Origin of the sequence: Azospirillum sp. OGB3 (assembly GCF_014192915.1) — a bacterium.
Lineage (GTDB): Bacteria > Pseudomonadota > Alphaproteobacteria > Azospirillales > Azospirillaceae > Azospirillum.
Genome location: NZ_JACHYN010000012.1, coordinates 39,413 through 51,869, shown reverse-complemented (window position 1 = coordinate 51,869; position 12,457 = coordinate 39,413). Strand labels below are relative to the sequence as shown.

General features: G+C 69.1%; 12 protein-coding genes. 7 read left to right on the top strand and 5 right to left on the bottom strand.

Going from position 1 to position 12,457, the window contains the following annotated elements; all coding sequences use genetic code 11:
* Window position 1: 1 nt before the first annotated feature.
* The 5 genes from FHW79_RS21695 to FHW79_RS21675 all read right to left on the bottom strand — a co-directional run bounded on the left by FHW79_RS21695 (window position 2) and on the right by FHW79_RS21675 (window position 4,557).
* Window positions 2-874: a branched-chain amino acid ABC transporter permease gene (locus tag FHW79_RS21695; protein ID WP_014200179.1), complete on the bottom strand. Its 873-nt coding sequence runs from the start codon at window positions 872-874 to the stop codon at window positions 2-4.
* Between the two features lie 98 nt (window positions 875-972).
* Window positions 973-2,109, bottom strand: coding sequence for a penicillin-binding protein activator (locus FHW79_RS21690; RefSeq protein ID WP_183180839.1), 1,137 nt, complete (start codon window positions 2,107-2,109; stop codon window positions 973-975).
* 276 nt (window positions 2,110-2,385) lie between these two features.
* Window positions 2,386-2,775: a hypothetical protein gene (locus tag FHW79_RS21685; protein ID WP_183180838.1), complete on the bottom strand. Its 390-nt coding sequence runs from the start codon at window positions 2,773-2,775 to the stop codon at window positions 2,386-2,388.
* Window positions 2,776-2,868: 93 nt separating this feature from the next.
* Window positions 2,869-3,147 carry a hypothetical protein gene (locus FHW79_RS21680; RefSeq protein ID WP_183180837.1) on the bottom strand — a complete coding sequence of 93 codons (279 nt, stop codon included), beginning with the start codon at window positions 3,145-3,147 and terminating at the stop codon, window positions 2,869-2,871.
* Between the two features lie 141 nt (window positions 3,148-3,288).
* On the bottom strand, window positions 3,289-4,557 hold the full coding sequence (locus FHW79_RS21675; RefSeq protein WP_183180836.1) for an amidohydrolase/deacetylase family metallohydrolase: 1,269 nt from the start codon (window positions 4,555-4,557) through the stop codon (window positions 3,289-3,291).
* A 678-nt stretch (window positions 4,558-5,235) separates the two neighbouring features.
* On the opposite strand from FHW79_RS21675, the gene FHW79_RS21670 reads away from it, so the two are divergent.
* The 7 genes from FHW79_RS21670 (at window position 5,236) to FHW79_RS21640 (ending at window position 12,453) form a co-directional block, all read left to right on the top strand.
* Window positions 5,236-6,087: a sulfite exporter TauE/SafE family protein gene (locus FHW79_RS21670; protein WP_348984240.1), complete on the top strand. Its 852-nt coding sequence runs from the start codon at window positions 5,236-5,238 to the stop codon at window positions 6,085-6,087.
* Between the two features lie 7 nt (window positions 6,088-6,094).
* On the top strand, window positions 6,095-7,684 hold the full coding sequence (locus tag FHW79_RS21665) for a gamma-glutamyltransferase (protein ID WP_183180835.1): 1,590 nt from the start codon (window positions 6,095-6,097) through the stop codon (window positions 7,682-7,684).
* A gap of 45 nt (window positions 7,685-7,729) precedes the next feature.
* Complete coding sequence (locus FHW79_RS21660; protein ID WP_183180834.1) at window positions 7,730-8,884, top strand: ABC transporter substrate-binding protein; 1,155 nt, start codon at window positions 7,730-7,732, stop codon at window positions 8,882-8,884.
* Between the two features lie 171 nt (window positions 8,885-9,055).
* Window positions 9,056-9,928, top strand: a complete 873-nt coding sequence (locus tag FHW79_RS21655) for a branched-chain amino acid ABC transporter permease (RefSeq protein WP_040137900.1) — start codon at window positions 9,056-9,058, stop codon at window positions 9,926-9,928.
* Window positions 9,925-10,962, top strand: a complete 1,038-nt coding sequence (locus FHW79_RS21650) for a branched-chain amino acid ABC transporter permease (RefSeq protein ID WP_183180833.1) — start codon at window positions 9,925-9,927, stop codon at window positions 10,960-10,962. The genes FHW79_RS21655 and FHW79_RS21650 overlap by 4 nt, the downstream gene beginning before the upstream one ends.
* A complete protein-coding gene (locus FHW79_RS21645; RefSeq protein ID WP_183180832.1) occupies window positions 10,959-11,762 on the top strand; it encodes an ABC transporter ATP-binding protein in 804 nt (267 codons plus the stop codon). Before FHW79_RS21650 ends, FHW79_RS21645 begins: the two co-directional genes overlap by 4 nt.
* A complete protein-coding gene (locus FHW79_RS21640; protein ID WP_183180831.1) occupies window positions 11,749-12,453 on the top strand; it encodes an ABC transporter ATP-binding protein in 705 nt (234 codons plus the stop codon). Before FHW79_RS21645 ends, FHW79_RS21640 begins: the two co-directional genes overlap by 14 nt.
* Window positions 12,454-12,457: the final 4 nt, after the last annotated feature.

The following is a 12,457-nucleotide window of genomic DNA, read 5'->3' as shown; positions in this document are numbered from 1 at the left end:
GTCAGGCCCTTTCCGTGCGGATCGAGAACAGGCCCTGGGGCCGGAACAGCAGGATCAGGATGACCAGGACGAAGCCGATGACGTCCACCATGCCCATGGAGACGTAGCCGCCCCACATCGCCTCGGCGACGCCCAGCAGCAGGCCCCCGGCGATGGCCCCGGCGAAGCTGCCCATGCCGCCGAGGATGACCACGACGAAGCTCTTCAGGCTGATGAGCCCGCCGACCGACGCCTGGGCGGAGTAGATGGAGGCCAGCAGCATCCCCGACAGCGCGGCCAGCGTGCAGCCCAGCGCGAAGGTGGCGGCGTAGACGTGGCCGGTGCGGATGCCGGCGAGGCTGGCCGCCATCGGGTCCTGGAAGGTGGCGCGCATCGCCGCCCCCAGTCGGGTCCGGCGGATCAGCAGATGGGCGCCGACGATCAGCGCGATGCCCACCGCCACGGCCAGCAGGCGCAGCTTGGTCACCGCGATCGGGCCGAAGAACAGCGGCCCTTCGGCCACCGCGCCGGCCACCTTCATGGGCGCCGGGCCGACCAGCAGGAGCGTGCCGTTGACCAGGAAGATCGACAGGCCGATGGTCAGCAGGATGCCCGGCTCCTCACCCTGGCCGCGCACCCGCTCGATCAGGAAGCGGTCGACCAGCCAGCCGACGGCAGCCATGAAGGCGGCGACCACGATCAGGCCGCTGAAGAAGTCGAGGCCCAGGTAATTGGTGACGAACCAGCCGCTGACCCCGCCCAGCATGTAGAACTCGCCATGGGCGAAGTTGACCACGCGCATCAGGCCGAAGATCAGCGTCAGGCCGAGGGCGGAGAGCGCGTAGAACACGCCCATCACCAGCCCGTTGGCCAGGAACTGCGGAAAGAGATCCATGACGTTCTCGCAAAAGCAGGCCCGCACAAACGGTGCGTTGGATCGGTGCGCGCCGCGGGGACGGTGCCGTCACGGCAGCCCCGCGGCGCGTCCGCCGGTCAGTGCGGCGCGTCCACCGGGGTGGAGGCGATCACCTTCGGTTCGCCCTTCTCGATCCGCACCAGCACCGCGTCGAAGCCGTAGGCCTGGCCCTTGCCGGTGAACTTGTAGACGCCGTTCGGCGCCTCGTAGCTGGTCTTGGCGAGCGCTGCCCGGATGGCCTCGGCGTCGGTGCCGCCGGCCCGCGCGATGGCCTGCCCGGCGATGTTCAGCGCGTTGTAGCCGGCGGCGCCGTACTTGCCGGGCTTGATGCCGTACTTCGCCTGGTATTTCTGGACGAAGGCCTGGTTGCGCGGGGTGTCCATGCTGGAGGCGTAGGGGACGGCGGCGTGGATGCCCTCCGCAGCCTCGCCGGTCAGGTTGATGAAGTCCGCGGTGGCCCAGGAGCCGACGCCGAACACCTTGGTGTCCAGCCCCATCTCGCGGATCTGCTTGACCAGGATGGAACCGTCCTGAGTCTCCGCGGCGACGAACACGCCGTCCGGCTTGGCGGCGCGCAGCTTGGTCAGCAACGTGAAGAAGTCGGTGGCGCCGTGGTCGAAATACTCGGTCAGCACCGTCTTGACGCCCAGCGCCGTCAGGTCGCGGGAGAATTCCTCAACCCCGCCGCGGCCCCAGTCGTCGTTGACGCCGATGTAGGCGACCTTGGTCAGCTTCAGATCGTTGGCGAGGATTTTGGCGAAGGCTTCCGCCATCAGCGCGTCCGTCTCGGCGGCGCGGAAGAAATAGGGGTTGCCCTGTTCCGTCAGGCTGGCCTTCGACGACACCCCGGTGATCAGCGGCAGCTTGTACTTCTGGGCCACCGGCATGATCGCCGCGGTGGCGGAGCTGCAGAAGGCGCCGACCAGCGTGACGACCTTGTCCTTCTGCACCAGCTTCTCGACGGCGTTGACCGAGTTGGCCGGGGTGCACTGGCCGTCCTCGACGATCAGTTCGATCTTCTTGCCGAGGACGCCTCCGGCGGCGTTCATTTCCTCGACGGCGAGCCGGGCGCCTTCCACCACGGACTTGCCGTTGTAGGCGACCGATCCGGTCAGCGGCTGGACCAGCCCGATCCTGACCGTGTCCTGCGCCTGCGCCGGAACCGACGCGGCGATGCCGGTCAACAGCAGGCCGCCCAGTACCACGTTTCTCATCTCTCCCTCCGCGTTCGACGGTGATGTCGCGATGACGGCGAATGACGATTCCCTGTCGGCGCCCCGCCGCTCTCGGCGTGGGCGCGTCGGCCCGTTGCGGGAACGCGTGCCGTCCGATGCGGCAACCGTTCCCGTGTTTTATTATACGGCCAATTAATTATTCAGGGATGCTAACGGTCGCGTCGCGGCGCTGTCAATCGCTTTTCCGACGAAGACGGTTGGGGATTTTTCGTGGGCAGTTTTTGGGGGATGTTTTGCGCGCGTTCGGCGCGCTCCTCAGCGGAGCGCGTCGAGCGTGTCGGCGTTGGGGCAGAGCAGTGCGTGCTCCGGCCGCGTGCAGTTCTCGGCCAGCAGACGGCGGCAGGTGCGGGTGCTGCGGCAGAGCGCGCAGACGCGCTGCAGGTCGTTCATCAGGTCGGGGCGGTCCCGCTCCACCGTCGCGCCATCGACGCCGTGCAGCGCGATCGCGGCGGGCAGCAGCGTGTCGACATGGCCGGCGCGCAGCACGGACGGCGCGGTCAGGTCGGTCAGGCCGGCGTCGGCCAGCACGCGGTCGCGGTCGTGCGGGGCCAGCGCCTGGAGCGCGTTCAGGGAGCGGACGCCGCGCCAGCCGCGCAGGAGCGTCGCGCACAGGCCCTCTTGCGGCGCGTGGGCGGGGGTGGTCATGGGAGTCTCCGAGGCTAGTTATTAATCGTTCGATTAATATTTGCCGTCGGAGCGCCCGGCGCCTTGATGTGGATCAGCCGCGCCCGCATTTCGTCACGGGGTTGGACGCGTCCCGACGCAGCGCACGGCGTAGCGCCGGAAGCCGAAGCCGGATTCCCCCTCGCACCGCTCCACCACGAAGGCCGCGCGCCTCGTGACGACGCGGCTTCCCGTGGCGAGCGGGGTATGGTGCGCCAGCTCCAGCATCATGCGCTGCTGGCGCCGCGGGTGGGATAGCAGCAGGGCGCGGGCCTTGCCCAGCCGCCGCCCCTCGGCGTCGCGGCAGCGGGCCGGGACCTCGAACATCCAGAAGGCGAGCGCTGCTTCGGACATGGGTGGAGTCCTTCGTGGGATGGAGAGGTGTTCGGGTGCCGACGCTGCCCCCACCCCGGCCCTCCCCCGCTTCGCAGGGGAGGGAGAACAGTCCCCTCCCCCGCCCAGCGGGGGAGGGCTAGGGTGGGGGCACAGCTTCCTTTACGCCGCCACTGGAATCGGCTTCGGCAGCAGCGGGCTGTCGACCTCCTGCACCACGCCGTCGCGCAACGAGAAGGCCGGGACGATCATCTCCGGCGCGGTCACCCGCTCGCCGCTGTTGTCGCTGAGCTGCCAGCGGCCGGTCTTGACCTCCAGCACCGCGACGTCGGCGGCCATGCCCGGTGTCAGCGCGCCGATCTCGTCGGCCATGCCCAGCATGGCGGCGGGGTTGCTGGTCACCGTCTTCAGCACGTCGCCCAGCGCCATGCCGAGGGTCAACAGTTCGGTCATCGCATGGGTCAGGCTGAAGGGGGCGACGCCGTAGAAGGGGTTGGCCTCGCGGTCGCCGCCGCCCGCCGTCGGGGCCTTCACGTTGTAGCCGTGCAGGTCGGCTCCCAGCGTGTAGGGCAGGATGCCCGCCGCCAGCGTCCGCCGCGCCATCTCGAAGCTGAAGTGCGAGCCGTGGCCGACGTCCACGGTGAGCCCGCGCTCCAGCGCCTTGTAGATGACCGGGTGCACCTCGCCGGTGCGGGTGGAGATGAAGCCCCCGGGGTGGCGGGTGAAGGGATGGGCCAGGATGTCGCGCGAATCCAGAAGCGGGACCAGCTCCTCCACCAGCATGTCGGGATCGACGGCCTCGCCGCCCTCCACCTCCGGCCAGAGCTGGCCGAGATGGACGTAGAGCGGCACGCCGATGCCGTCGGCGATGCGCTTGGCCTGCTTGATGACGTCGAGGCCCCAGCGCGAGGCGCCGCCAACCTCCGCGTGGGCCTTGATGCCCTTCACGATGTCGCGGTTCTCTCGCCCAACGCGGATGGTGGCGTCCACATCGACGCAATCCGGGCGGTAGAGCTGCGGGTAATAGTGCCCCTCCAGCCCGCCGACCAGATAGGCCGACAGGAAGCACAGCGTGCGCGAGCGCGCCGGCTCGGCGATGAAACGGCGGAAGGCCGGCAGGGTCATCAGGCTCGGCCCGCCCTGGTCGACCAGCGTCGACACGCCGGAGCGCACGCCCACCATGTCCGGGTTCAGCCCGAAGCGCCCGGTTACCTTCTCGAAGACGTGCGCGTGGGTGTCGATCAGGCCCGGCGTCACGAGCTTTCCGGAGACATCGAGGATGGTGTCGGCGGCATCGTCGGGCAGCCGTTCCGCCACCGCCGCGATGCGGCCCTTCGCGACCGCCAGATCGCCGACCAGATCCAGCCCGTTGGCCGGATCGAGAATCCGTCCGCCGCGGAGCACGAGGTCGAACGTGTGCGTCTCTGACATAACCCACCTTCTTGCGCTGATTTTTATCTGGCCGTCCTTTCAGCAAGCGTCATGCCAAGGCAGGGCGGAGTTGCTGGGCCGCACAAAACTTCAGCACACTGACGAATGACCGCCTGTTGGGCATTTGGTGGTCAAAATACGCACAATACGGCATACCACGGCATGCGCCCGCCGCCCGCCGGTGCCCGATTTTCCGCAGTATGCTGATGATTGACGGCGCGGCGGCACGGCGTGGCACCCTGCCACCGATTTGTGCACGAACACAGAAGCCGAGGCGGAAACCAGGGGTATCAAAGGGCTCAGGAAGCGGTCCGTCGCCGCCGCGCCGGGCGGGCGCGGGTCCTTCGCAGGCATCCTCACATCGTCAGTGTACTGATTAATGCTCGCGCGGCAGGCAGAGGTTGCGCAGGAATGAAGCGGAAGGCTGGCCCGCTCGGAATCCGCGATTGTCGGTTTTTTCTCAAAAGGATAACGGCCATTTCCCAGGAGCCGAGTGGCCCTTCCTTCAATCCGTTTGCCCAACATTCGGGCGATTTCCGGCCCCGGCGTCGCGCCGCGCCGGCCCTCCCGTCGAACCGAAATGCGCAGTGGTCTGCCGGTTGGCACGGCGTTCGCAAAGGGATGGGAAACCAACGGAAAAAGTCGGATATCCATAAAAATGAGAGGGTTTCTGCAGATGTGGCGGGGCATCCCGTGACCGGGCTGGGGATCGCGGCGGTGCCGCAGCTTCCCATCCTCGGCGGCGGGCTGCTGCTGGCCGGCGGCTTCGCCGGGCTGGCGGCGGGCATGATGGGGGTGGGCGGCGGCATCGTGATCGTGCCGGTGCTCTATCACCTGTTCACCGCGCTGGGTGTGGACGAGGCCGTGCGCATGCACGTCGCGGTCGGCACCTCGCTCGCCACCATCATCGCAACCTCGCTGACGTCGCTGCGCGCCCACCGGCGGCGCGGCGCCGTCGACGGCGAGCTGCTGCGGGCCTGGGGGCCGGCGATCTTCCTCGGCGTGCTGGCGGGTACGGCGGTGGCCGGCGTGGTGCGCGGCCCGGTGCTGACGGCGGTGTTCGCCGCAATGGCGGTTCTGGTCACGCTGCACATGCTGTTCGGCAAGGCCGAGTGGCGCATCGCCGACGGGCTGCCGAGCGGCGCGCCGCGCCAGGGGCTGGCCGGCGGCATCGGCATGGTGTCGGCGATGATGGGCATCGGCGGCGGCACGCTCAGCGTCCCCATCCTGACCCTGTTCGGCTACCCGATCCATCGTGCGGTCGGCACGGCGGCGGCGCTCGGCTTCATCATCGGCGTGCCGGGAACGGTGGGCTTCGTGTTGACCGGCTGGAACGTGCCGGGCCGCCCGGATTTCAGCCTGGGCTACGTCAACCTGCTGGGGCTGGCGCTGATCCTGCCGGCCTCCATGGCAATGGCGCCGCTCGGCGCGCGGCTCGCCCACAGCCTCGACACCCGCGTCCTGCGCCGCGTCTTCGCCCTGTTCCTGGGGCTGACCGCGGCGCGGATGATCCACGGCCTTCTTCCCTGAGGTTCCCATGCTGAACACGCCGCGCAGCCGCCGGGGAATGGTCACCTCCCCGCATCATCTCGCCAGCCAGGCCGGTCTCCAGATCCTGCGCGACGGCGGCACCGCCGTCGAGGCGGCGGTCGCGGTCGCCGCGGCGCTGGCCGTCGTCTACCCGCACATGACCGGCATCGGCGGCGACGGCTTTTGGCTGATCGCCGAGCCGGGACGCGATCCCATCGCCATCGACGCCTGCGGCGGGGCGGGCAAGGCCGTCTCGCTCGACCTCTACCGCCGCCATGGCCACGCCACCGTGCCCTGGCGCGGGCCGCTGGCCGCGAATACCGTCGCCGGCACCATCGACGGCTGGCGCGAGGCGCTGGCCGTCAGCGCCGGCTGGGCCGAGCCGCTACCCCTCGCCCGCATCCTGGAGGAGGCCATCGCCCACGCCGAGCAGGGCATCCCGGTCACCGCCAGCCAGGAGGGGCTGACCCGCCAGAAGCTGCATGAGCTGAAGGACGTTCCCGGCTTCAAGGACACCTTCCTGCCGGGCGGCGCCGTGCCGCGCGAGGGTTCCACACTGAAGCAGCCGGCGCTGGCCGCCACGCTGCGCCGCTTGGCGGTGGAGGGGCTGGACAGCTTCTACCGCGGGCCGCTCGCGGTCTCCATCGCGGCGGATCTGGAGCGCGCCGGATCGCCGGTCGGCGCCGCCGATCTGGCTGCCCACGCGGCGCACCGCCGCCCGGCCTTGTCGGTGGGCGTGCGCGGGGCGCTGCTGTTCAATCACCCGCCGCCGACGCAGGGTCTGGCCTCGCTGATGATCCTCGCGCTGTTCGACCGGCTGGGGGTGACGGAGGGCGAGGGCTTCGACCACATCCATGGGCTGATCGAGGCGACCAAGCAGGCCTTCCTGGTCCGCGACCGCGAGGTCGGCGACCCGGCCTACATGGGGCGGGAGGCGCAGAGCTTCCTCGACGACGCGGTGCTGGACGGGCTGGCGGCGAACATCGACCGCGCCCGCGCGCTGCCCTGGCCGCATGTGGCGAAGCCCGGTGACACGGTGTGGCTGGGGGTGATCGACGGGCAGGGCCGCGCCGTCAGCATGATCCAGAGCGTCTATTTCGAATTCGGCTCCGGCCTCGTCCTGCCGGACACCGGCATCACTTGGCAGAACCGCGGCGCCTCCTTCCGACTGGCGGAGGACGGCTGGAACGCGCTGGCGCCGGGGCGCAAGCCCTTCCACACGCTGAACCCGGCGATGGCCCGCTTCGACGACGGGCGCAGCATGGTCTACGGCACCATGGGCGGGGAGGGGCAGCCGCAGACGCAGGCCGCCGTCTTCTCCCGCTACGCGATGTTCGGGCAGGGCCTGCAGGCCGCCGTCACGGCGCCGCGCTGGCTGCTCGGCCGCACCTGGGGCGAGGACAGCGTGACGCTGAAGCTGGAGAGCCGCTTCGACCCCGCCCTGGTCGCCGCCCTGCGCGACGCCGGGCACGCGGTCGAACTGCTCGATCCGTTCACGAGCACCATGGGGCATGCGGGCGCCATCGTCCGCCATGCCGACGGAACGCTGGAGGGAGCGACCGATCCCCGCAGCGATGGGGCGGTCGCCGCCTGGTGACCGAATAACCCGAGAGTTCAAATCAAAAAGAGGGGGCTAGACGACATGCGGACGATGAAGACCACGGCGTTGCTGCTGAGCGCCGCGCTGCTGGCGCCGGGCGTGGCCTTTGCGCAGGAGACAATCAAGATCGGCGTGACCCAGCCACTGACCGGCGCGGTCGCCGCGTCGGGCAACTACGTCGCCAACGGCGCGCGGGTGGCGGAGGAGGTCGTGAACGCCAACGGCGGCGTTCTCGGCAAGAAGATCCAGCTGATTATCGAGGACAACAAGAGCAACCCGAAGGAGGCCGTCGCCTCCGCCGAGAAGCTGATCGTGCGCGACAAGGTCCCGGTGCTGATGGGCGCCTGGAGCTCCACCTTCACCCTGGCGGTGATGCCGAAGCTGGTGGAGTACGGCGTGCCGATGGTGGTGGAGACCTCCTCCTCGACCAAGATCACCACCTCGGGCAACCCGTGGGTCTTCCGCATCGCCCCGACCTCCGCCATGGAGGCCAAGTCCTTCGCGGAGAAGCTGGACCACTTCCAGCCGGCCATCCAGAAGGCCGATTTCCTGGCGGTGAACAACGACTTCGGCCGCGGCTCGGCGGAGGAGTTCCGCAAGATGCTCCAGGCCAAGGGCGTCAAGATCGGCGTCACCGAGACGATGGCGCCGGAGGCCACCGACCTGTCGGCCCAGCTCTCCAGCATCAAGCAGTCGGGCGGCGACACGCTGTTCGTCACCACCGGCGTCGAGCAGATCACCCTGATCCTGAAGCAGGCGGCCGAGCTGCGCCTGCCGCACCGGGTCATCACCAACGGCGGCTCCTCCTCCCCCGACCAGCTCATCGCGCAGGCGGGTGCCGCGGCGGACGGCGGTTACTTCACGCTGTTCTTCGCCCCTTGGTTCCCGGAGAAGGCGGTGCACCCGACGGTCGCCAAGACCTTCGTCGATGGCTGGAACAAGAAAGGCTACGACTTCGCCGGCCTGACCGAGGGCTACCGCGGCTTTGACGGCATCATGACCATCGTGGAAGCCATCAAGACGGCCGGCAAGGCCGAGCCGCAGGCCATCCGCGACGCGCTGTGGACCGTCAAGCTGGACGGCGTGAACGGCGACATCGCCTTCAAGAAGGACGGCCCGGAGGGCAAGGAGAGCGGCCAGAACGAGGCCAACGTCTACGTCGTCCAGGTGAAGGACGGCAAGGTGACCATGCCGTAACCGGCTTCACCGCCCTCTCCCCTCCGGGGAGAGGGAAGGGGCCCGCGCCGCAGGCGTGGGAAGGGTGAGGGTGCCGCCGAGAATCAGGCGCTGATCCTCGGGCGACCCTCACCCGTCGCCTTCGGCGCCACCCTCTCCCGGGGCGGGAGAGGGGAAGTAAGGAGACACGCGGTGGAAGCGCATCTGCAGCACCTTTTGAACGCCGTGGTCCTGGGGGGGACCTACGCGCTGCTGGGAATCGGCCTGACGCTGATCTTCGGCATCATGCGCGTGGTCAACTTCACCCATGGCGAGCTTTACACCTTCGGCGCCTACATGGCCTACATGCTGGCCGGGATGATGGGGCTGAACTTCTTCATGTCCCTGGCGATGGCAGCATTGTTGGGCATGGCGCTGGGCGCGCTGATCGAATTCACGCTGCTGCGCCCGCTGAAGGGCGCCGACATTGACACCACCATGCTGGTGATGATCGGCGCTGGCATCGCCATGCAGGCCGGCGAGCAGCTCGTCTGGGGCGGTGTCGCGAAGTCCGTGCCCAGCCCCTTCCCGACCGAGCCGGTGGTGCTGGGGTCGGTGTCGGTGGGCATGAACCGGCTGTTCGTGCTGGGCGTGGCGCTGCTGCTGCTGGGCGGCTTCTACCTGCTCATCAACCGGACGAAGCTGGGCGTGGCCATGCGCGCCACCTTCCAGGACCCGGACACGGCGGCGCTGATGGGCGTCAACCGCGGACTGATGTACACGCTGACCTTCGCGCTCGGTTCCGGCCTCGCCGCCACGGCGGGGGCGCTGCTCGGCCCGATCTTCGTGGTCACGCCGACCATGGGCGATCTGGTGGCGCTGAAGGCCTTCGCCATCGTCATCCTGGGCGGGCTGGGCAACATCCCCGGCGCCACCATCGGCGGCTTCGTCCTGGCGCTCGCCGAGGAGTTCGGCGCCGGCTACCTGTCGTCGGGCTACCGCGACGCCATGGGCTTCCTGCTGATCATCGCCGTGCTGATCGTGCGGCCCCAGGGTCTCTTCGCCATGAAGGAGCGGATCGGATGACGACGCGTCTCCTCCCCTGGCTGTTCGTCCTGGTCATGGCGGTCGGGCCGCTGTGGCTGGGCGACCAGTACATCCTCTATGTCCTGACCTCGACCGGCATCTTCATCATCGGGGCGATGAGCCTGAACCTGCTGCTCGGCTACACCGGGCAGCTCAGCCTCGGCCACATCGCCTTCTTCGGCATCGGTGCCTACACCAGCGCGCTGCTGTCGCTGGGCTTCGACCTCGATCTCGGCGGGGCGGAATCCTTCGTGCTGGGGCCGCAGCCGGTGTGGGTCGCCTTCCTCGGCGGCATCCTGGTGGCGGCGCTGTTCGGCTTCCTGATCGGCAAGCTCGCCTTCCGGGTGCGCGGCGCCTACTTCGTCATCGTCACCATCAGCTTCGCCCAGGTCATGCGCATGGTCGCGCTGAACTGGGTGGACCTGACCGAAGGGCCGATGGCGCTGAACAACATCCCGCCGCTGTCGGTCTGGCTGCCGTGGGACGGGGTGCTCCCGCTCTACAAGAAGGAATACAACTACCTTCTGGTGCTGGCGGTCGCGGTGGTCTGCTTCCTGGTGATCCAGCGTCTGGTGCAGTCGCGGGTCGGCCGGGCGCTGGTCGCGCTGCGCGAGAACGAGTCGCTGGCGCGCTCGGTCGGCATCGACGTGACGCGCTATCTTGTCGTCGCCACGGTGATCGCCGCGGGCATGGCCGGGGCCGCGGGCGGGCTCTACACCCACTACATCCGCATCGTCGATCCGGATGTCTTCATGTTCATCTACACGGTGACCATGGTCATCATGGTTGTGACGGGCGGCAAGGGCACGCTGGCCGGGCCGATCGTCGGCGGCCTCGCCTTCGGCATTCTGCCCGAGGTGCTGCGCGAGGTGGCGCGGCCCGAGGTGCAGTGGATCATCTACGGCGTCGCCATGATCGTGGTCGTCTTCTTCCTGCCGCAGGGCATCGTTCCGGCGGTGAAGAACTGGTTCGCCGGCCGCCGCAAGCGCGTCGCCGGGACGGCGCTGGGCCTGCGCAAGGAGACCTCCGCATGAGCCTCGCCCTCGACGAATCCGCCGCGCCGATTTTGGAGGTGCGCGAGGTCGCGGTTCACTTCAGCGGCCTGATCGCCATCGCCTCGATGAGCTTCGCCGTGCCGGAGGGGGAGATCGTCAGCCTGATCGGCCCCAACGGGGCGGGCAAGACGACCGCCTTCAACGTCATCACCGGCTTCCTGAAGCCGACCGGCGGCAAGGTGCTGTTCCGCGGCACCGACCTGACGCGCCTGTCCTCCAACCGCATCGCCGGGCTGGGAGTCGTGCGCACCTTCCAGCGCACCAGCATCTTCGCCGGCTGCACCGTCTTCGACAACGTGCTGACCGGGATGCACCGACAGGGCCGGGCGGAGACCTGGGGCGCCTTGCTGCGGCTCGCCTCGGTGCGGGCGGAGACCGAGCGGATGCGGGCGGCGGTGGCGGAGAACCTCGCCTTCGTCGGGCTGTCGCACCGCGCCGACGAGCTGGCCGGCAACCTCGCCTACGGCGAGCAGCGGCTGCTCGGCATCGCCATCGCGCTGGCCGCCGACCCGAAGCTGCTGCTGCTGGACGAGCCGGCCGCCGGGCTGAACCCGTCGGAGACGGAGGCCTTCATGGGCGTCGTCCAGCGCATCCGCGACCGCGGCGTGACCATCCTGCTGGTCGAGCACGACATGCGCATGGTCATGACCATCTCCGACCGCGTGGTCGTGCTGAACCACGGGCGCATCATCGCCGAAGGCCCGCCGGAGGTCATCCGCGCCAACCCGGACGTGATCCAGGCCTACCTGGGCCAGGGGGTGAAGCATGCTAAAGGTTGAGGGGATCACCGTCTGCTACGGGCAGATCCCGGCGCTCCGCAACGTTTCGCTGACGGTGGAGGAGGGGGAACTGGTCACCCTGATCGGCGCCAACGGCGCCGGCAAGACCACCACGCTGCGCGCCATCAGCGGCCTGCTGCCGCTGGCGTCCGGCCGCATCACCTTCGAGGGGCGGGAGATCGGCAACGCCGCGCCCCGCACGGTGCTGGCGCTGGGTGTGGCGCACTGTCCGGAGGGGCGGCGCGTCTTCCCCCACCTGACCGTGCGCGAGAACCTGGAGATGGGCGCCTATCTGCGCCGCGACCATCAGGCGGTGGCCCAGGACATGGAGCGGCTGTTCGACCGCTTCCCCCGCCTGAAGGAGCGGCTGCACCAGCCCGCCGGCACCATGTCGGGCGGCGAGCAGCAGATGCTGGCCATCGCGCGGGCGCTGATGTCGCGCCCGAAGATCGTGCTGTTCGACGAGCCGTCGCTGGGCCTCGCCCCCAACCTCGTGGAGCGCACCTTCGAGATCGTGTCGGACATCCGCCGGGAGGGGACCACCGTGCTGATGGTGGAGCAGAACGCCTACGCCGCGCTCGACATGTGCGACCGCGCCTACCTGCTGGAGAGCGGGCAGGTGATGGAGCAGGGCACCGGGCAGGCGATGCTCGCCAACGACCACATCCAGCGCGCCTACCTGGGCGGTTAAGCAA